We start from the raw sequence: 18,906 nt of genomic DNA, 5'->3' as shown, positions 1-18,906 counted from the left end.
ATCTGTCTATCCTGCAACGCCGGCGGGTCCCCCGTCCTTACCCGTCCACCCGAAGATCAGGCCCCCGGCCCCGGCCTTTCCACGTCGATTGTGGTGGGGTAGGGCCCCCTGGCGGGCCGATTGCTGCCAGGATCTCCTGCGATGGACATCAGGGAGATGAAACCGGGCAGGGACGAGACGGTGGCGCGGGCGCTGCTCCGGATACAGCGGGCCGCGTACGCGGTGGAGGCGGCGCTGATCGGCGACGACCGCATCCCCGTGCTCCACGAGAGCCTCGACGACCTGCGGGCCGCGTCGCTGCACTGGCTCGGGGCCGTCGTCGCCGAGGGCGAGCCGCCCGTCGTGCCAGCAGAGGCGGTTCCCGCCCGACCGTACGAGGCCGGTCGGCTGGTCGGCGCGCTGGCCTGGACCGAGGACGCGACGACGGTGGACATCGACCGGCTCGTGGTCGACCCGGTCGCGCACCGACGGGGCATCGGCCGGGCGCTGGTCGACGCGGTGCTGACCCGGGCCGGTGATCGTACGGTGCTCGTCGCCACCGGCCGGGCCAACCGGCCGGCGCGGGCGCTCTACGAGTCGTTCGGCTTCACCACGCTCGGCGACGCCGAGCCTGTCCCCGGCCTCTGGATCACCCGCTACACCCGCCCGGGGGCGGACGGGAGGGCGGCGGCCACCCGCCCGGCGTAGGAGCGCGCCTCGTCGTCGTCGGCGTAGCGCGTCCGTGGCCAGAAGAAGCCGCGCAGCCCGTCCCCCTTCGTCCGGGGCACCACGTGGGTGTGCAGGTGCGGCACCGACTGGGAGACCTTGTTGTTCATCGCCACGAAGCTGCCACCCGCGTCCAGCCCGGTCTCGACCGCCAGGGCGACCCGGCGGACCAGTCCGAAATAGCCGGCGAGGGACTCCGGCGGCAGGTCGGCCAGGGTGACCAGGTGGGTCCGGGGCACCACCAGCACGTGCCCCTTGAACACCGGTCGGGTGTCCAGGAACGCCATCCCGTCCGCCTCGTCGGTCACCCGGAACGAGGGCACTCCACCCGCCACGATCCCGCAGAACACACATGCCGCCACCGGCCCAAGGCTAGTTCGGCGTACGGGTGCACCCGTGGACGTGACCGGCTCGGTCGGGTCGTCCCGGTCGGTCCCGGTGGAGGGACTAGCGTCTGGGGAATGAGTCACGGCTTCGAGACGCTCGCGATCCACGCCGGCCAGGACCCGGAGGCCCGCACCGGCGCGGTGATCCCACCGATCTACCAGACCAGCACCTACGCCCAGGACGCCGTCGGCGCGCCCCGGCTGGGTTACGAGTACAGCCGGTCCGGCAACCCGACCCGGGACGCCCTCCAGGAGTGCCTCGCCGCGCTCGAGGGCGGTCCGGTCGGGCTCGCCTTCGCCAGCGGCCTGGCCGCCGAGGACACCCTGCTGCGTACCGTCTGCAAGCCGGGTGACCACGTGGTCATCCCGGACGACGCGTACGGCGGCACGTACCGGCTCTTCGCGAAGGTCGCCGAGCGCTGGGGGCTGGCGTACACCCCGGCGAAGGTCTCCGACCCGGACGCCGTGCGGGCGGCGATCCGCCCCGGCAGCACCCGGATCGTCTGGGTGGAGACGCCGACCAACCCGCTGCTCGGCATCGCCGACATCGCCGCCCTGGCCGGTGTCGCGCACGACGCCGGGGCGCTGCTGGTGGTCGACAACACCTTCGCCTCGCCGTACCTCCAGCAGCCGATCGCGCACGGCGCGGACGTGGTGGTGCACTCCACCACCAAGTACGTCGGCGGCCACTCCGACGTGGTCGGTGGCGCCCTCGTCGTCGCCGACCGGGAACTCGGCGAGCAGCTGCGCTACCACCAGAACGCGATGGGCGCGATCAACGGCCCGTTCGACGCCTGGCTGACCCTGCGCGGCATCAAGACCCTCGGCGTCCGGATGGACCGGCACTGCGACAACGCCGAGCGGATCGCCGCCTACCTGGACGGGCACGCCAAGGTGGCCGAGGTGATCTACCCCGGCCTGCCGTCGCACCCGGGACACGAGGTGGCTGCCAAGCAGATGCGCCGGTTCGGTGGGATGATCTCCTTCCGCGCCACCGGCGGTGAGGAGCACGCGGTCGAGATCTGCAACCGGGCCAAGCTGTTCGTGCTCGCCGAGTCCCTCGGCGGGGTGGAGTCCCTGATCGAGCACCCGGGTCGGATGACACACGCGAGCGCTGCCGGCTCGCCGCTTGAAGTTCCCGGCGATCTCGTGCGACTGTCTGTCGGCATCGAGACGGTCGACGACCTGCTCGCCGATCTGGAGCAGGCGCTGGGCTGACCGCTGGCTGGGGAGGGTGGCCGTGCAGGACATCATGCCGACCTGGGTCGGGGCGACCGCGAAGCAGATCGCCCGGGGCGTACGCCGGGGGGACGTCTCGGCGACCCAGGTGGTGGCCGACCACCTCGACCACGTCGCCCGCGCCGACGCCGACCTCGCCGCGTTCCGCACGGTACGCGGCGGGGAGGCGATCACCGAGGCGGAGAAGGTCGACGAGCAGGAGGACCTGGCCAACCTCCCGCTGGCCGGGGTGCCGGTCGCGGTGAAGGAGAACACCCCGGTCGCCGGCCTGCCCACCTGGCGCGGCTCGGCCGCCGTGCGTACCCCGGTGGCCGAGGGCGACCACGAGGTGGTCCGTCGGCTGCGCGGCGCGGGCGCGGTCATCCTCGGTGTCACCCGGATGCCGGAACTCGGGTTGTGGGCGGTGACCGACGACGAGACGGCGGTCACCCGCAACCCGTGGGACCCGGCCCGCACCCCGGGTGGATCGTCCGGGGGCGCCGCCGCGGCGGTGGCCGCGGGGCTGGTGCCGATCGCGCACGCCAACGACGGCCTCGGCTCGATCCGCATTCCGGCGGCCTGCTGCGGCCTGGTCGGGCTCAAGCCCGGCCGGGGCGTGGTGCCCTGGCAGCTCGGCGAGGAGGGCTGGTTCGGCCTGGCCGAGCACGGCATGCTGACCACCACGGTCGCGGACGCGGCGGTGGGTTTCCAGGTGCTCGCCGGACGTCCCCAGGAGAAGCTGGTGCCGCCGCAGCGGCTGCGGGTGGGTGTGTCGCTCCGCTCGCCGGTGCGCGGCATCGCCGCCGACGAGCCCAACCGGGACGCGGTGGCCGCCGCCGGCCGGCTGCTCGCCGCCGCCGGGCACGACACCGTGCCGGCCGACCCGGTGTATCCGACCGCACTCGGTCTCAAGGGCATCGCGACCTGGTTCGCCGCCGCCTCCGCCGATGTCCGCGCCGGCGGGGTGGAGCGCCGGCACCTCCAGCGGCGCAGCCGGCGGCACGTCGCCCTGGGGGAGTGGGCGCAGCGACGGGGCTACGTCCGCCAGGCCGACCGGGACGCCTGGCGCGAACGGTCGATCGGTTTCTTCGCCGACCACTCGGTCGACCTGCTGCTCACCCCGGCGCTGGCCAGCGCGCCACCGGCCGCGCAGAGCTGGTCGGGCCGGTCCTGGCGGTCGAACATGAGCACCAGCATCCGGTACGCCCCGTTCGCCGCGCCGTGGAACATCGCCGGACTGCCGGCGCTGGTGGTGCCGGTGGGTCGGCGTCCCGACGGGCTGCCGGTGGCGGTGCAACTGGTCGGCCCACCCGGGTCGGAGCTGCTGCTGCTCGGCGTGGCGGGCCAGTTCGAGATGCAGGCCCCGTGGGCGCGGCACGCCCCCGGGTACCCGCGCGTCGGAACAGGGTCGCCCGCCCCCGCATGATCGTCTAGTGTGGGCCGGCCCAGACACAACTGCACAGTGAGGACGACCGGCCATGCGGTGTGCGACCTGCGACGGCGAGACCTCGCCCCGGGCGAGTGACTGCTCGACCTGCGGTACGCCGGTCGGCGCCCCGCCGGTGAATCCCGAGGTGCCGATCCGGTCGGTACGCGGGATCGGCCTGGCCGCCTCGGTGGCGGTCGCCGCCACCACACTGTGCTACCTGCTGGTGTCCCTCACCACGCTGGTCGGCCGGTCGATGGCCGAGCGGGCCGCGCGCACCGAGGACCAGGACATGCTGCTGGTCGCCGGGTTCGTCGCGTTGGCCGCGAGCATCCCCTACCTGATCGCGTACCTGACCGCCGTGGTGCTGGTCATCGTCTGGACCTACCGGGTACGGATGAACCTGGACGCCTTCCCCGGCTCGGCGCCCGGCCTCGGCGCGGGCTGGGCGATCGGCGGTTGGCTGGTGCCGCTGGTCAACCTCGTCATGCCGTACCGGGTGGTCGCCGATGTCACCCGGGCCAGCGTGTGGCGTCCGGGCACCGGCCGACTGGTCGGCGTCTGGTGGGCGGCCTGGCTGGTCTTTCTGGTCTCCGAGTGGTGGACGGAGCGGGCCTCGGAGCGGGAGTTCGAGCAGCTGCCGGCGTACCCGACCATCCGGCGGGAGTTCCTCGACTACGCCGACCAGTACTCGGCGGCACTGAACCGGAGCATCCTGCCGATGGTGGCCTGTGCCGTCGCCGGAGCCACCCTGGTCGTGGTGATCCGGCGAGTCTCGGCCGCGCAGCAGGCCCGGATCGACCGGGGAGGCCCGGCCGGCCCGTTGGCCCCGGGGACGGTCGTGCCGTATCCGGTCACTCCCGGCACCACCGTGCCGTCCCCGATGACCTCACCAGGGGCAGATGGCACCATCAGGGCATGACGGAGCTGGTCGGCCTCGCCGACGTCCAGGCAGCGCGGGAACTGTTGGCCGGGATCACCCGGGCCACCCCGCTGGAGCCCTCCCGCCCGCTCACCGCCGCGCTGGGCGGGCCCATCTGGCTCAAGTGCGAGCACCTGCAACGCGCCGGGTCGTACAAGGTACGGGGGGCGTACGTGCGGATCGCCCGGCTCAGCGCGGCGGAGCGGGCCCGGGGCGTGGTCGCCGCCAGCGCCGGCAACCACGCGCAGGGCGTGGCCCTCGCCGCCGGCCTGCTCGGCACCACCGCCACCGTCTTCATGCCGGTGAACGCGCCACTGCCCAAGGTCGCGGCCACCAAGGGGTACGGCGCACAGGTGCAGCTCGTCGGCGCGACCGTGGACGAGTCCCTGGTGGCGGCGCAGACCTTCGCCGAACGGACCGGGGCGGTCTTCATCCACCCCTTCGACCACCCGGACGTGATCGCCGGGCAGGGCACGGTGGCGCTGGAGATCCTGGAGCAGTACCCGGAGGTGCGGACCATCGTCACCGGGGTCGGCGGGGGTGGCCTGGTCTCCGGGATCGCCGTGGTGGTCCGGGCGCTCCGCCCGGACGTGCGGGTGGTCGGGGTGCAGGCCGCCGAGGCGGCGGCCTTCCCGCCCTCGCTGGCGGCCGGCGAGCCGGTACGCCTGCCGGCGTACAGCACCATCGCCGACGGCATCGCGGTCGGCCGTCCCGGTGACCTCACCTTCACCCACGTGCACAAGCTCGTCGACGAGGTGGTCACGGTGGGCGAGGAGGACATCTCCCGGGCGCTGCTGATGCTGCTGGAGCGGAACAAGCAGGTGGTGGAGCCGGCCGGCGCGGTCGGGGTGGCGGCGCTGCTCGCCGGTGCCGTCGAGGTGGGCTCACCGACGGTGGCGGTGCTCTCCGGCGGGAACATCGACCCACTGCTGATGCTGCGGGTGATCGAGCACGGCCTCGCCGCCGCCGGGCGCTTCCTGCGGATCACCGTCCGGTGCGTGGACCGCCCCGGGCAGCTCGCGTCCCTGCTGACCGAGATCGCCGAGCACCGGGCCAACGTGGTGGACGTGGTGCACCAGCGGGTCCACCCGCACCTGCGCCTCGGTGAGGTGGAGGTGGCGCTCTCGGTGGAGACCCGGGGGCCCGAGCACTCCGACATGCTGATCAGCGCGCTCCGCGCCAGCGGTTACCAGGTCTTCGCCGCCCCGGAGGCGTGACGCGGGTCTTCGCCGCCCCCGGAGGCGTGACGCGCCGCCGGCACGGTGATCACCGGGGGCGACTGGCCGCTCGGGCCACCCGCCCCCGGTGCACGACGTGGGGAAGATCCGGGCCGGCTCAGCCGGTGAAGGGCTCGAAGGAGACGACAGTCACCTTGATGTCGGCGCCGCTGGGCGCGGTGTAGGTGACGGCCTGTCCGGCGCGCGCGCCCAGGATGGCCTGCCCGAGGGCGGACTCCGGGCTGTAGACGGTCAGGTCGGTGGTGGACGCGATCTCCCGCGAGCCGAGCAGGAAGGTCTCGCTGTCGTCGGCGTCGTCGTCGAAGTAGATCGTGACGACCATGCCGGGGGTCACCACGTCGGCGCTGGGTGCCTCACCGACCTGGGCGGTGCGCAGGAACTCCTGGAGGTAGCGGATGCGCCCCTCCTGCTTGCCCTGCTCCTCGCGGGCGGCATGGTAGCCACCGTTCTCCCGCAGGTCGCCCTCCTCGCGCCGGGCGTTGATCTCCGCAGCCATCGCCGGGCGGTTGGCGATCAGCTCGTCGAGTTCGGCCTTCAGGCGGTCGTACGCGTCCTGGGACAGCCAGGTGGCGGGCGCCTCGTTGCCAGTGGTGGACACAGGCGTTCTCCTCGATTGTGCGTGGCTGGCTGACAGGTGAACTACCAAGTTACCAGTGCCACACCCGGCTCCGGGACGGCGAATACCGCCGGTGACCGGCCAATGCCTCTGCGTGGAGGAGTTTTCGCAGCTCAGGCCGGCGGCCGGCAGCGGACGACCTCGCCGATGAACGGCTCGGCGGAGGTGGCCAGCCGGTGCCGGGTGGTGATGCTCCGCTCGTCGCCCGGGGCGGTCACCGTCACCTCCTCGCGGGACACCTCCGCGCCGGCGACGTCCCGGGCCCGCAGCAGGCACACCGCCGACCCGCCGGGCGGTACGGTGACCTGGAACTCCACCACCACCTGCGTGTCGGTGATGTCGGTGTAGGTGATCACCTGGGCGTCGTAGGTCGGGTCGCCGTACTGCTGGTAGAGGCGGAACGTGACCAGTCCGGAGAAGGCGAGCGCGACGGCCAGCAGCGCTCCGGTCAGCCACGGGCGACGCCGGCCGGGATCCCGGCGCCGGCCGTACCGACCGGGTGGGAATACCGGTGCACCCGGTGTAGTTGTGGCGTGCGTCTCGGTCACCGGCGGGTATCTCCTGGCGTCGTCGTCACAGGCTTCGGGAAGAATGGACCTGGTCCATCCTCTCAGCCCGTCCACGGTGTGATGTCGGCAGGTCAGCGCCCATACTGACAGGTCGGCAGCCGGTTCGCCGGGGCTGATGGAGATATCGGCAGCTCACCCGCCCGACCCGTGGGGTCCGGCCGGGTACAGACGAGGAGTGCGGCTTTGGCAGAGCAACTGCGTCTCATGGCCGTCCACGCCCATCCCGACGACGAGTCGAGCAAGGGCGCCGCGACCACGGCCAAGTACGTCGCCGAGGGGGTGGACGTACTGATCGTGACGTGTACCGGCGGGGAACGCGGCAGCGTGTTGAACCCCAAGCTGGACCGGCCGGAGGTCTGGAACAACATCGGCGAGATCCGGCGGGCCGAGATGGACGCCGCCCGGGCCATCCTCGGTGTCGAGCAGGCCTGGCTCGGTTTCGTCGACTCGGGGTTGCCCGAGGGCGACCCGTTGCCGCCGTTGCCGGAGGGGTGCTTCGCCCTCCAGGACGTCGAGGTGGCGGCCGGCGCGCTGGTCCGGCTGATGCGCGAGTTCAAGCCGCACGTGGTGACCACGTACGACGAGGACGGCGGGTATCCGCACCCCGACCACATCATGTGCCACAAGATCAGCGTCGCGGCCTTCGAGGCGGCCGGCGACCCGGAGCGCTACCCGGACCTCGGCGACCCGTGGCAGCCGTTGAAGCTCTACTACGACATGGGCTTCTCCAAGAGCAAGGTCACCGCCCTGCACGAGGCGATGATCTCCGCCGGCCTGGAGTCCCCGTACGCGCAGTGGCTGGAGCGTTGGGAGGACCGGGAGGACAAGGGCCCCCGGGTCACCACCCGGGTGGAGTGCGGGGAGTACTTCCCGGTCCGCGACGACGCCCTGCGCGCCCACGCCACCCAGGTCGACCCGGACGGCTTCTGGTTCCACGTGCCGATGGAGCTGCAACGGCGCGCCTGGCCGACCGAGGACTTCGAGCTGGCCCGCTCGCTGGTCGACAGCCCACTGCCCGAGTCGGACCTCTTCGCCGGGGTGCGGGAGAGGGCCCATGCCTGCTGACCACCCGTGGGGCTACCCTGGTCGTAGTCCGCAGACCGGAGGAAACCCATGCTGACCGCCGCGCAGGTGCTCGCCCAGAACAACTTCGGGGACACCCGTACCGGTGGCCTCGCCGGCCCGATGGGCCTGTTCCTCATCCTGGTCCTCGGCACGGCCACCGTGCTGCTGATCCGCAACATGAACGCCCGGCTGCGCCGCCTGCCGGACCGCTTCCCGAGCCAGGGCCCGTCGCCGGACGCCATGAAGAGCGAGCGCGTAGTCGTTGATCCGACAGATCGGTCGACGTCACCGTAAAAACCCGACGAACGCTCGGTCCGGGTGCCAGCAGCGCCGTAAGTCGTTCGTCCGGGCATGATCCGGGTCGAACCAGGGCGTCACCCCCTGTTGCGGTCCCCCGGTTTGGCTTAGCCTTCCGCCGGGGGACCATCCGCCCCCGAGCCGTGCGCGGAAGGGGGCGCCAGTGACCAGCACAGCACCGGCTGCCCGCCGACGGGCCGGACAACAGCCGCCCGGAGGCACGTCGTGACCTCCGATCCGGGCCACCGGGCACCGGACCGGCTCGGTCTCCGCGACGTCCCGATCCGGGCCCGCCTGCTCGTCGGTGGGCTCCTGCTGGCTGCGCTGAGCGCCGCCGTGGTCGGGTTCGCCGTCCCCGTCCGGCTCGCCCCGGACGATGCGCTGCCCCCGTGGGCCCGGTTCGGCATCGCCGTCGCGGTGTTCGGCACCGCCCAGCTGGCCCGGCTCCGGTTCCGCGCCGTCGCCGGGATGGTCAGCATCACCTGGGGCGAGGCAGCTCTGATCGTCTCCCTGTACCTGGCCCCGGCCGGATGGCTCCCGGCAGCCGCGCTGGTCGGCACAGCGCTCACCTGGGGGCTGCTGTCGCTGCTGGCCGACCGCCGATCCATCGTGGACCTGGTGCGGATAGTGGCCACGGCCACCACCGCGACCGCCGCCGCCGTGGTGGTCACCACCGCCCTCGGGGAGCCGTTCCTCGCCCCGCCCACCCCGGCCCTCGCTCTCGCCCTGCTCGCCGGTGCGGCCACCTACCTGCTGACCAGCGTCGCGTTCAGCATGCTCGCCCTCACGCTGCGGCACGGCACCACGGTCGCGCCGCCGCTGCTCGCGGCGCTCCGGGGCAAACTGCTGATGTTCGTCGGCAACGTCGTGGTCGGACTGCTGGTCATCGCGCTGATCCGTCTCGACCCGCGCTGGCTGCTGCTCCTGCCGCCGCCGTGCTGGCTGCTCCAGCAGACCTACCGGCACCGGCTGCGCGCCGAGGAGGAACGCCGTACCTGGCGGATGTTCGCCGAGACCACCGGGACGCTCAACCAGCTCGACGAGCGCGGCGTGGCCACTGCTGCGGTCACCGGTGCGCTCGCCCTCTTCCGGGCCGAGCTGGTCGACGTCCACGTGGCCCGCAGCGACGGCGGCTGGCGGCGGTACCGGGGCGACGTCGGCGGCCAGGTGACCGAGCGCGAGTGCGACCCGCCGGAGCCCGCCCCGGCCACCGGACACGAGCTGGCCCGCACCCTCGCCGTCGGCACGACCCGCGTCGGCGAGCTGCGGATCAGCTTCGCCGGCTCGACCGGCCCGAGCGACTCCGAACAGGACGCCTTCACCGCCTTCGCCGACGCGCTGGCCGCCGCGCTGCACGACGCGGCGACCCACCGGGAGTTGCGCCGGGTCACCGCGCGGTCGTCGTACGACGCGGTGCACGACCCGCTCACCGGACTGGTCAACCGGGCGGCCCTGCTCGCGCGGGGGGACGAGACGCTGCGGCAGCTCGCACACGGCCACCCGGTGGCGTTGCTGCTGCTGGACGTCAACCACTTCAAGGAGGTCAACGACACCCTCGGGCACGGCGCCGGCGACGACCTGCTGCGACTGACCGCGAACCGGCTGGGTGCCCTGGTCCGCCCCGGTGACCTGCTCGGCCGGCTCGGCGGCGACGAGTTCGCGCTGCTGACGACCGCCCTGCCGGTGGTCGACCACGGCAGCGCCCCGATGGCGTCCGCGCTGCGCCGGGCCCGGGACATCGTGGAGCGCCTCGCCGCGCCGGCCGAGGTGGCCGGGGTGCGGATGTCGACCGAGGTGTCGGTCGGGGTGGTGGTGGCCGGCGCCGGCACCGCCGACCTGGCCGAGCTGCTGCGCCGGGCCGACATCGCGATGTACCAGGCGAAGAAGGGCGGCGGCAGCGTCGCCCCGTACGACAGCTCCCGGGACGGGGCCAGCACCGACCAGCTGACCCTGCTGGCCGAACTGCGGGAGGCCCTGGCCGTCGACGACCAGCTCCAACTCGCCCTGCAACCGGCGGTCGACCTGGCCACCGGCGCGCCGACCGGGGTGGAGGCGCTGGTCCGCTGGCTGCACCCGCGCCGGGGCCTGCTCACCCCCGCCGACTTCATCGGCCCGGTCGAGCACAGCGAACAGCTCGGCGCCTTCACCCGGTACGTGCTGGACAAGGCCCTGGCCATCGCCGCCGGCTGGGCCCGGGACGGGCTGGACGTGCCGATCTCGGTGAACATCTCGGCGCGCAGCCTGCTCGACCCCCGCCTGCCGGCCGAGATCGCCGAGGCGCTGCGCCGGCACGACGTCCCGCCGCGCCGGCTCGTGCTGGAGATCACCGAGACGGTGGTGATGAGCGAGCTGGAGGTCGTCGACGAGGTCCTCGGCGCGCTCCGCGCGATGGGCGTGCAGATCGCCGTGGACGACTTCGGCACCGGTTTCTCCTCGCTGACCTTCCTGACCCGGGTGCCGGTGGACGAGGTGAAGGTCGACCGTTCCTTCGTGATCCGGATGGCCGACTCGCCGGAGGCGGCGGCGATCGTCCGGACCACCGTCGGTCTCGCCCACGAGTTGGGGCTGCGGGTCGTCGCCGAGGGGGTGGAGACCGCCGAGCAGCGGATCGCCCTGGCCGAGCTGGGCTGCACCGCCGCCCAGGGCTACCACTTCTTCAAGCCGATGTCCGCCGACAAGATCTCCGCGGTGCTCGGCTCGCTGCTGGACTCGGCCACCGCGAACGTCTTCCCGCTCCGCGCCGACGGGGCCTCCTGACCGCCGGGGCGTCCTGAGGGACGGGGAGTCGACGCCGCGTCCGACCCGTCGTCGCGTCAGCAGGCGCGGTCGCGGCCTGTCCGCCGGCTGACCCGACGACGAGCGCTCCGCTCGGTCTCGACGTCAGCCGCGGTCGAGGACGTCGTCGACCACCTCGGGGATGGCGGCCCAGTCGGCAGAGGTGACGCTGGCGTGCTCGGCGGCCAGCTCGGCCACCCGGGCGCGGGCGGCGACCGGGTCGGTGTCGCCCACGGCGGGCGGGACGTTCTGCGCGTCGGTCATGACCAACAGGTAGTGGTTGGTGTGGTACCAGGCGGTGTCGATCCCGCCGGTGACGTACGCGGTGGCGTCCCCGTCGAAGACGACGAACCAGGGGCGCAGGGCGGTGTCGGCGTACCGGGTGCGGGGGTCCCCGGCCTGGGCCTTGTGCACGGCGGGGAACGCCTGGGCGTTGGCCAGGGTGCCGGCGGCGGCCAGCGCGTTCAGGTGGCGGGCGTACTCGACGTCGGTCCAGAGGCTGTCGGTCGGGTTGCCCTGCTCCACCGTGCCGGGGATCAGGTGGACGATCACCCGGCCGGCGAGCTGCTGCCGCGTCGGCCAGGCATCGGCGCGGGCGGCGGCGTCGAGTGAGGCGTGCCCGCCGCGCAGCTCCGCCGGGCGGTAGACCCGGTTGCCCAGTCGGGCGGCCAGCACCGCGTCGAGCTGTGCCGGCCCCTGGCCGGTACGGGCGCTGAACCCCGTCTTCAGCTCCAGCTTGATGTGCAGCGGGCCGGCGTCCGGGTGGGCGGCCAGCCAGAGCCGGATGTTGTCCAGGCAGTGTTCGAGGTTCTTGTTCCGGGTGCCGGTGTAGAGCTGGTCGGCGCTGGTCGCGGCGACGCAGTTGTTGTCGTTGCCGAGCGGGTTGGAGTGGCTGACCCGCCACTGCTTCGTGATGATGTCCGGCCAGACGTCCAGCTCGATCATGCCGGGCCGGGCGTCGAGCGCCTGGGCGAGGTAGGTGTACGTGGCGCGCTCGTACGCGTTGTGCGTGCCGACCGTGGTGCTGGCCGAGATCCGGGTGGTCGGGCCGGCGGCGGTGGCGGGGGAGCCGGTGACGAGCAGGGCCACGACCAGGGCGGCCGAGGTGAGCACCGGCCAGGGACGGGATCCGCGCATGCGTGCCTCCTGGGGGAGAGAGCCGACGACGACCGCCGGGCATGCACTGATGAAAGTCGATGAATGTCGTCGAGGGAAGGCCCCCGGTGGGTCGGGGTGCGGTCTACTGTCGGCCGGTGCCCGGACGCAGCATCGCCGGATGGAGCATGGTCGCGTCGCCCCGCCGGTACAGCGCCGCCGGACGTCCCGTCGGCGGGTTCCGGCGCTTTCCGGTCGGCACCACGAAGCCGCTCACCCCGGTGACCTTGCGGTGGAAGTTGCGCGGGTCGAGGCGCACCTGCCAGACGGCCTCGTAGACGGCGCGCAACTCGCCGATGGTGAACGTCTCACCGCAGAAGGCGGTGGCGAGCGGGGAGTACTCCAGTTTGGCGCGGGCCCGTTCGAGGGCGTCCCGCAGGATGGTGTCGTGGTCGAAGGCGAGCCAGCCGTGACCCAGCCGGTCGAGGTCGACCGGCTCCCAGCGGGCCCGCGCCGCGTCGGTGCCCGCCACCGGCACCGGCAGGTCCGGGGCGATGGCGAGGTAGGCGACCGAGGCGACCGGGTAGCGCGGGTCCCGCCCCGGCGTGGCGTAGGTGCGGACCTGCTCCAGGTGGAGGCTGCGACCGTCCAGTCCGGTCTCCTCGGACAACTCCCGGACCGCGGTGTCGTCGAGGTCCTCACCGGCCCGGACGAACCCGCCGGGCAGCGCGGCGCGGCCCTCGAACGGCGCTTTTCCTCGCTCGATCAGCAGGACCGCCATCCGGCCGTCACGGATCGTGAGGATCGCCAGATCGACGGCGATGCGGAAGACGGTCGGCTGGTCGGACACATCGGAAGGGTATCGGGCGCGTCGTCTCCGACTCGGACCATCCCGATCAGGTGAGTTTCCGCTCATGGCGGGTCTGGCCGCCGGCCCAGATCCGGTCGAACTCCCGCACGAAGTGCCGGTGCCAGAGAGGATCCCGATCGGCACGTAGGGTGATCGTTGCTTCATGTCCGTCCGGGCGGTGCGAATAGATGTCGATGGCGATCTGGCCGGTCGGGTCCTCCGGGTCGACCAGCATCATGCCGAATGCGGGCACGAACCGGAGCAGCCGCACCTCCAGCCGCCCGGTGCCGGTGTTCTGGGCGGCCAGGTAGTCCAGCAGGTCGATGGTGGGCCGGATGCGGTTCCTGAAGATCTCGCCCCCGCCCGAGGTCTCCAGTCCGTTGCGGCGGGCAGCCTCGTCGGCGGCGGGGCCCACCGGGTCGATGAGCGCGACCCGCACCGTCGCGCCCATCGCCAACTGCTGCCGCAATTCGTCCAGGTGGTTACGGATCGTTCGGTTCAGGGTCACCCCGACGAGCCGGACGTCCCGGGCACCGGTCAGTCCGACCGCCGCGCCCGGGACGGCGACGGCGAGCAACCGGTCCACCGAGTCGGGTGCCTCCGCGCGCAGGCTGCCGACGACCGTCCGGAGGCTGGACTCGATGCGTCGCATCCGTCGGCGGGCGGTGAGCAGGTCGAACGTGATGACGCCGAGTACGGCAAGGGTGGCCGCGGCGACCACCTCCGGGCTGGTCACGTTGAGGAGATTGAGCGCGCCGACGACCAACGCCGCCCCGGAGACGAGGTAGGCCTCCAGGTGCCGGTCGGTCAGCGTGTGCAGCAGCGCCTGGCGGGGACGCCCCGTGGTCGTTCCGGTGCGGCGTCGGGCGTCGGCGTGGGTCACCGCTCGTCTTCGATCAGGCACAGGTGAGGCAGGAGTCGTTCCATGACCAGCGCGGCGTGCCGGGCCGCCAGTTCGTGGTCGGCGTGTCCCCTGTGCCGGTCGGCCCGGTCCGAGATGCCCCGCACGGTCATCCAGCCGCGCAGGCCGTTGTCCTCGTCGATCTCCTCGTAGAACGCCTGGGCCAACCCGGCCGCCTCGGTCTCCACGGCCAGGGTCTTCTCGTGCGTCTCCACCAGCCATGACCGGATGGCCGAGCCGGAGTCGGTCACCACCGCGTTGCCGGAGCCGATCGGCCCCCGGTGGATGCGGAACTCCCGCCCCGCCTCCGGGCGGACCACGGTGCCGTGCCGGACCAGGAAGTCGCTGACCCGGTGCCGCAGCACCGGCGCCGTGGCCTGGATCCGGCCCCGGCACCGGGGACCCTCGGCGGTCTCCCGCCGGTTGTCGTACCAGATCACCTCGTCGGAGAGGACCACGTCGCCGACCGCCAGGTCCGCGCGGACGCCACCGGCGATGCCGACCAGCAGGACGAGTGGTGGCCGGAAGTAGCGGCGCAGCTGTTGGTAGGCGAGCGCGGCGGAGTGCGTACCGGGTTCGAGGGTCTGGGTGGCCACGACGCGGACCGGTCCGCCCTCGGCGGCGAAGGTGGCCCGGTGTACGGCGGCGCCCCCGCGCATCCGCTCGGTCCGGTGGTCCGGGGCCCGTCGGAGCACCTCCACGACCGCGGCCATCTCTTCCCGCAGGACGGTGAGGATGCCGACGTCCGCCGACCGGCCGGCCTGGTCCCACGTCTCCCGACGGAACGGTCCGGTCCGTGTGGAGTCGCGCCCGTTGTGCTGGACGGCGGTCACGTTGCCGCCGACCGAGACGGTGCCCCCGCTCACCGTCATGCCCGTGTTGTACGACGGGTGCGCGTTCATCGGTGTCCTCCTCGTCGAACTGTCCGATGTTGGTCTGGGTGCTGGTCACGTCGCCCTGCACGATCAGCGACCCGCCGGAGACGACCGCCCCCGCGTTGAGCAGGGTCATCGCCTGCCGGTACTCGCTGGCGGGCCTGGAGGCAGTGCCAGAGCACCAGGGGCAGGTCGAAGCCGTGGGACGGAGCGACCAACCGCTGACGCTGGTGGTACACCTGGTTCAGGTATGCGCGCCGGAAGCCGTCATCGAGGTATGCGCCGGCGCAGAGGTGCCGCGTCGCGGTGGACGAGGGCCGTGGGCCGGACGGTGCGACCCGGGGAGGTGGCGCCGCACTCGGTGGTACGGGACTTCTCATGACATCCGTTCTCGCTGGTTCGGATCGGTCCACTGTGGACTGCTGTAAGAGGAGGCGTCGGCCGGGACCGTGATGTGACATCACCCCGTTTACGTCACTCTGACGATAACTGGACGATACAAAGCCCCGGCCATTTATGTCAATCAGACGACAAGTGGTGTGGTGGTTCCTGGAGGACCGGGATGTCGCCGTACCGGTGGCTGGTTATGGTCGTGCGGTGAACCGACTCGCCGAAGCCACCAGTCCGTACCTCCTCCAGCACGCCGACAACCCGGTCGACTGGTGGCCCTGGTGCGACGAGGCGTTCGCCGAGGCGAAACGGCGGGACGTGCCGGTGCTCGTCTCGGTCGGCTACTCGGCCTGCCACTGGTGCCACGTCATGGCGCACGAGTCCTTCGAGGACGAGGCCGTCGGCCGCCTGCTCAACGAGGGCTTCGTAGCGATCAAGGTGGATCGCGAGGAGCGCCCGGACGTCGACGCGGTCTACATGACCGCCACCCAGGCGATGACCGGGCAGGGTGGCTGGCCGATGACCGTCTTCACCACCCCGGACGGCACCCCGTTCTTCTGCGGCACCTACTTCCCCAAGCCCAACTTCCTCCGGCTGCTGGAGTCGGTCGGCACCGCCTGGCGGGAGCAGCGGGACGCCGTACTCCGGCAGGGGGCCGCGGTGGTCGAGGCGATCGGCGGCGCACAGGCCGTGGGTGGCCCCACCACCCCGCTCACCGCCGACCTGCTCGACGCCGCCGCCGACCAGCTCGCCGGGGAGTACGACGCGGTGAACGGCGGCTTCGGTGGCGCGCCGAAGTTCCCGCCGCACATGAACCTGCTCGCCCTGCTGCGGCACCACCAGCGCACCGGCACCCGGCAGTCGCTGGAGATCGTCCGGCACACCTGCGAGGCGATGGCCCGGGGCGGCATCTACGACCAGCTCGCTGGTGGATTCGCCCGGTACTCGGTGGACGGGCACTGGACGGTGCCGCACTTCGAGAAGATGCTCTACGACAACGCCCTGCTGCTGCGGGCGTACACCCAGCTCTGGCGACTCACCGACGACCCGCTGGCCGCCCGGGTGGCCCGGGACGTCGCCCGGTTCCTCGCCGACGAGCTGCACCGGCCCGGCGGAGGCTTCGCCTCCGCCCTCGACGCGGACACCGAGGGCGTCGAGGGGCTCACCTACGCCTGGACCCCGGCCCAGCTCGTCGAGGCACTCGGCGAGGAGGACGGCCGCTTCGCCGCCGACCTGTTCGGCGTCACCGAGTCCGGCACCTATGAACACGGGAAGAGCGTGCTGCGGCTGGCCCGGGACGTCGACGACGCCGACCCGGCGGTACGCGCCCGGTGGCAGGACGTCGTCCGCCGGCTGCTCGCCGCCCGGGACACCCGCCCCCAGCCGGCCCGCGACGACAAGGTGGTGGCCGCCTGGAACGGCCTGGCGATCACCGCGATCGCGGAGTTCGTCCGCCTGGTCGAGACCCGGGGCGCCACCGGCGAGGACGGGGCGGACAACCTGCTGGAGGGCGTCACCATCGTCGCCGACGGCGCGATGCGGGACGCGGCCGAGCACCTCGCCGGCGTGCACCTCGTCGACGGCCGGCTGCGCCGGGTCTCCCGCGACGGCGTGGTCGGCGAACCGGCCGGCGTGCTGGAGGACTACGGCTGTGTGGCCGAGGCGTTCTGCGCGATGCACCAGCTCACCGGTGAGGGACGCTGGTTGGCGCTGGCCGGGCAGCTGCTGGACACCGCGCTGGCCCGGTTCGCCGCGCCCGGCGCCGGCTTCTACGACACCGCCGACGACGCCGAGCGCCTGGTCACCCGACCGGCCGACCCGACCGACAACGCCACCCCGTCCGGCCGCTCGGCGATCGTCGCGGCGCTGGTCAGCTACGCGGCCCTGACCGGGCTGCCCCGCTACCGGGAGGCCGCCGAGGCCGCGCTCGCCACGGTCGCCCCGCTCGTCGGCCGGCACGCCCGGTTCACCGGGTACGCGGCCGCCGCCGGCGAGGCGTTGCTCTCCGGGCCGTACGAGATCGCCGTGGTCACCGACGACCCGGCCGGGGACCCGCTGGTCGCCGCCGCGTACCGGCACGCCCCGCCCGGCGCGGTGCTCGTCGCCGGCCGACCGGACCAGCCCGGCGTGCCGCTGCTCGCCGACCGGCCGATGGTCGACGGCCGCCCCACCGCGTACGTCTGCCGGGGTTTCGTCTGCCGACGTCCGGTAACCACCGTCGACGACCTCGTCGCCCAGCTCACCTGAAACTGCGCCGCCCCCGCCCCACTCGGTAGCTCCGCACCCGGCTGAGGTGGTAGCAGGGGACCCTTGTTACCGCTTTTTGCGTAGCAGGGGTCCCCTGCAAACTCCAGACCAGGCGGTGAGTGCCGGCATCTCCGGCGGCCCGGATAGGCTGGGCGCCGCTATGGACTCCCGTACCGGTCTCCCCGTTGTCGGCATGGTGGGCGGTGGCCAACTGGCCCGGATGACCCACCAGGCCGCGATCGCCCTCGGCCAGTCACTGCGTGTGCTCGCCCTCAGCCCCGACGACGGCGCGGCACTGGTCGCCGCCGACGTGCAGTACGGCGACCACACCGACCTGGCGGCGCTGCGCACCTTCGCCAAGGACTGCGACGTGGTCACCTTCGACCACGAGCACGTGCCGAGCGAGCACATCCGCACCCTGGCCGCCGAGGGAGTGAAGCTCTACCCACCGGCCGACGCGTTGGTCCACGCCCAGGACAAGCAGGTCATGCGGGAACGGCTCACCGCACTGGGCGCGCCGGTGCCCGCCTGGCAGCCGGTCACCGTCCCGGACGACCTGGTCGCCTTCGGTACGCGGACCGGCTGGCCGGTGGTCCTCAAGGCGGCCCGGGGCGGCTACGACGGCCGGGGCGTCTGGATGGTCGACGACCCGGACCAGGCCGCCGAGCTGGCCGGCACGCTGCTCGCCAGTGGCACCCCGCTGATCGTCGAGGAGCGGGTTCAGCTGCGCCGCGAGCTGGCCGTGCAGGTGGCCCGTTCGCCGTTCGGGCAGGTCGCGGTCTATCCCGTGGTCGAGACGGTGCAGCGCGACGGCATCTGCGTCGAGGTGCTGGCCCCCGCACCCGACCTGCCGGAGGAGGTGGCCCTCGCCGCCGGGCAGCTCGCGATCGACCTGGCCACCGCCCTGGGCGTGGTCGGTCTGCTCGCCGTGGAGCTGTTCGAGACCCCGGCCGGGCTGGTGGTCAACGAGCTGGCCATGCGGCCGCACAACTCCGGGCACTGGACCATCGAGGGGGCCCGGACCTCGCAGTTCGAGCAGCACCTGCGGGCGGTTCTCGACTACCCGATGGGGGACACCTCGCTCACCGCCCCGGTCGTGGTGATGGCGAACGTGCTCGGCGGCGAGCCCGGTGGCATGAGCATCGACGAGCGGCTGCACCACCTCTTCGCCGCCGAGCCCGGTGCGAAGGTGCACCTCTACGGCAAGCAGGTCCGACCGGGCCGGAAGATCGGGCACGTCACGGTGCTCGGTGACGACCTCGACGACGTACGGGCGCGGGCCGCACGGGCCGCCCGCTGGCTGCGCGAGGGCCACGCGTGACCGTGGACGT

General features: G+C 72.9%; 17 protein-coding genes. 10 read left to right on the top strand and 7 right to left on the bottom strand.

Features of this window, described 5'->3' with window-relative positions; translation table 11 throughout:
- Positions 1-141 precede the first annotated feature (141 nt).
- On the top strand, positions 142-687 hold the full coding sequence (locus ACIBJE_RS12415; RefSeq protein ID WP_396747123.1) for a GNAT family N-acetyltransferase: 546 nt from the start codon (positions 142-144) through the stop codon (positions 685-687).
- Here ACIBJE_RS12415 and ACIBJE_RS12410 read toward each other — a convergent pair.
- Positions 636-1,067 carry an HIT family protein gene (locus ACIBJE_RS12410; RefSeq protein WP_396747121.1) on the bottom strand — a complete coding sequence of 144 codons (432 nt, stop codon included), beginning with the start codon at positions 1,065-1,067 and terminating at the stop codon, positions 636-638. The genes ACIBJE_RS12415 and ACIBJE_RS12410 overlap by 52 nt on opposite strands.
- 99 nt (positions 1,068-1,166) lie before the next feature.
- Here ACIBJE_RS12410 and ACIBJE_RS12405 point away from each other — a divergent pair, with 99 nt between their 5' ends.
- Genes ACIBJE_RS12405 through ilvA form a run of 4 tightly spaced genes read left to right on the top strand, consistent with a single transcriptional unit; the run spans position 1,167 to position 5,874 of the window.
- Positions 1,167-2,309, top strand: a complete 1,143-nt coding sequence (locus ACIBJE_RS12405; protein WP_358047939.1) for a cystathionine gamma-synthase — start codon at positions 1,167-1,169, stop codon at positions 2,307-2,309.
- Positions 2,310-2,325: 16 nt separating this feature from the next.
- Positions 2,326-3,735, top strand: a complete 1,410-nt coding sequence (locus ACIBJE_RS12400; protein ID WP_088980607.1) for an amidase — start codon at positions 2,326-2,328, stop codon at positions 3,733-3,735.
- A 52-nt stretch (positions 3,736-3,787) separates the two neighbouring features.
- Positions 3,788-4,657 carry a DUF4328 domain-containing protein gene (locus ACIBJE_RS12395; RefSeq protein ID WP_396747117.1) on the top strand — a complete coding sequence of 290 codons (870 nt, stop codon included), beginning with the start codon at positions 3,788-3,790 and terminating at the stop codon, positions 4,655-4,657.
- Positions 4,654-5,874: a threonine ammonia-lyase gene (gene ilvA / locus ACIBJE_RS12390; RefSeq protein WP_396747114.1), complete on the top strand. Its 1,221-nt coding sequence runs from the start codon at positions 4,654-4,656 to the stop codon at positions 5,872-5,874. The genes ACIBJE_RS12395 and ilvA overlap by 4 nt, the downstream gene beginning before the upstream one ends.
- 118 nt (positions 5,875-5,992) lie before the next feature.
- On the opposite strand, the gene greA is transcribed toward ilvA, so the two are convergent.
- On the bottom strand, positions 5,993-6,493 hold the full coding sequence (gene greA, locus ACIBJE_RS12385) for a transcription elongation factor GreA (protein ID WP_088980604.1): 501 nt from the start codon (positions 6,491-6,493) through the stop codon (positions 5,993-5,995).
- Positions 6,494-6,624: 131 nt separating this feature from the next.
- The gene (locus tag ACIBJE_RS12380; RefSeq protein ID WP_088980603.1) at positions 6,625-7,059 is read right to left on the bottom strand and encodes a DUF4307 domain-containing protein; all 435 of its coding nucleotides are present in this window, start codon (positions 7,057-7,059) and stop codon (positions 6,625-6,627) included.
- A gap of 204 nt (positions 7,060-7,263) precedes the next feature.
- On the opposite strand from ACIBJE_RS12380, the gene mca reads away from it, so the two are divergent.
- The 3 genes from mca to ACIBJE_RS12365 all read left to right on the top strand — a co-directional run bounded on the left by mca (position 7,264) and on the right by ACIBJE_RS12365 (position 11,199).
- On the top strand, positions 7,264-8,145 hold the full coding sequence (gene mca, locus ACIBJE_RS12375) for a mycothiol conjugate amidase Mca (protein ID WP_358047936.1): 882 nt from the start codon (positions 7,264-7,266) through the stop codon (positions 8,143-8,145).
- 48 nt (positions 8,146-8,193) lie between these two features.
- Positions 8,194-8,439 (top strand): hypothetical protein, encoded by a 246-nt coding sequence (locus tag ACIBJE_RS12370; protein ID WP_088980601.1) that lies wholly within the window; start codon positions 8,194-8,196, stop codon positions 8,437-8,439.
- A 228-nt stretch (positions 8,440-8,667) separates the two neighbouring features.
- Positions 8,668-11,199, top strand: coding sequence for a putative bifunctional diguanylate cyclase/phosphodiesterase (locus ACIBJE_RS12365; protein WP_396747110.1), 2,532 nt, complete (start codon positions 8,668-8,670; stop codon positions 11,197-11,199).
- 123 nt (positions 11,200-11,322) lie between these two features.
- Here the strand turns inward: ACIBJE_RS12365 and ACIBJE_RS12360 are convergent, their stop codons facing one another.
- The 4 genes from ACIBJE_RS12360 to ACIBJE_RS12345 form a co-directional block, all read right to left on the bottom strand.
- Positions 11,323-12,354 carry a phosphatidylinositol-specific phospholipase C domain-containing protein gene (locus tag ACIBJE_RS12360; RefSeq protein ID WP_396747107.1) on the bottom strand — a complete coding sequence of 344 codons (1,032 nt, stop codon included), beginning with the start codon at positions 12,352-12,354 and terminating at the stop codon, positions 11,323-11,325.
- Between the two features lie 103 nt (positions 12,355-12,457).
- Positions 12,458-13,162: an NUDIX hydrolase gene (locus ACIBJE_RS12355; RefSeq protein ID WP_396747104.1), complete on the bottom strand. Its 705-nt coding sequence runs from the start codon at positions 13,160-13,162 to the stop codon at positions 12,458-12,460.
- 46 nt (positions 13,163-13,208) lie between these two features.
- A complete protein-coding gene (locus ACIBJE_RS12350) occupies positions 13,209-14,045 on the bottom strand; it encodes a hypothetical protein (RefSeq protein ID WP_396747101.1) in 837 nt (278 codons plus the stop codon).
- A complete protein-coding gene (locus ACIBJE_RS12345) occupies positions 14,042-14,965 on the bottom strand; it encodes a hypothetical protein (RefSeq protein ID WP_396747098.1) in 924 nt (307 codons plus the stop codon). Before ACIBJE_RS12345 ends, ACIBJE_RS12350 begins: the two co-directional genes overlap by 4 nt.
- Before the next feature lie 570 nt (positions 14,966-15,535).
- On the opposite strand from ACIBJE_RS12345, the gene ACIBJE_RS12340 reads away from it, so the two are divergent.
- Positions 15,536-17,575, top strand: coding sequence for a thioredoxin domain-containing protein (locus ACIBJE_RS12340; protein ID WP_396747095.1), 2,040 nt, complete (start codon positions 15,536-15,538; stop codon positions 17,573-17,575).
- Between the two features lie 160 nt (positions 17,576-17,735).
- Positions 17,736-18,896, top strand: a complete 1,161-nt coding sequence (locus tag ACIBJE_RS12335; protein ID WP_396747092.1) for a 5-(carboxyamino)imidazole ribonucleotide synthase — start codon at positions 17,736-17,738, stop codon at positions 18,894-18,896.
- Positions 18,897-18,906: the final 10 nt, after the last annotated feature.

The organism is Micromonospora sp. NPDC050187 (assembly GCF_044459745.1).
Taxonomy (GTDB): domain Bacteria; phylum Actinomycetota; class Actinomycetes; order Mycobacteriales; family Micromonosporaceae; genus Micromonospora.
Note: the sequence above shows the minus strand (reverse complement) of the source record. Positions and strands in the feature narration are given on the sequence as shown.

What these genes read in the sequence shown, in the direction of transcription:
- ACIBJE_RS12415 (WP_396747123.1), top strand. Translation starts at nt 142, where the DNA reads ATGGACATCAGGGAGATGAAACCGGGCAGGGACGAGACGGTGGCGCGG.
- ACIBJE_RS12405 (WP_358047939.1), top strand. Translation starts at nt 1,167, where the DNA reads ATGAGTCACGGCTTCGAGACGCTCGCGATCCACGCCGGCCAGGACCCG.
- ACIBJE_RS12395 (WP_396747117.1), top strand. Translation starts at nt 3,788, where the DNA reads ATGCGGTGTGCGACCTGCGACGGCGAGACCTCGCCCCGGGCGAGTGAC.
- ilvA (WP_396747114.1), top strand. Translation starts at nt 4,654, where the DNA reads ATGACGGAGCTGGTCGGCCTCGCCGACGTCCAGGCAGCGCGGGAACTG.
- ACIBJE_RS12370 (WP_088980601.1), top strand. Translation starts at nt 8,194, where the DNA reads ATGCTGACCGCCGCGCAGGTGCTCGCCCAGAACAACTTCGGGGACACC.
- ACIBJE_RS12360 (WP_396747107.1), bottom strand. Translation starts at nt 12,354, where the DNA reads ATGCGCGGATCCCGTCCCTGGCCGGTGCTCACCTCGGCCGCCCTGGTC.
- ACIBJE_RS12345 (WP_396747098.1), bottom strand. Translation starts at nt 14,965, where the DNA reads ATGAACGCGCACCCGTCGTACAACACGGGCATGACGGTGAGCGGGGGC.
- ACIBJE_RS12335 (WP_396747092.1), top strand. Translation starts at nt 17,736, where the DNA reads ATGGACTCCCGTACCGGTCTCCCCGTTGTCGGCATGGTGGGCGGTGGC.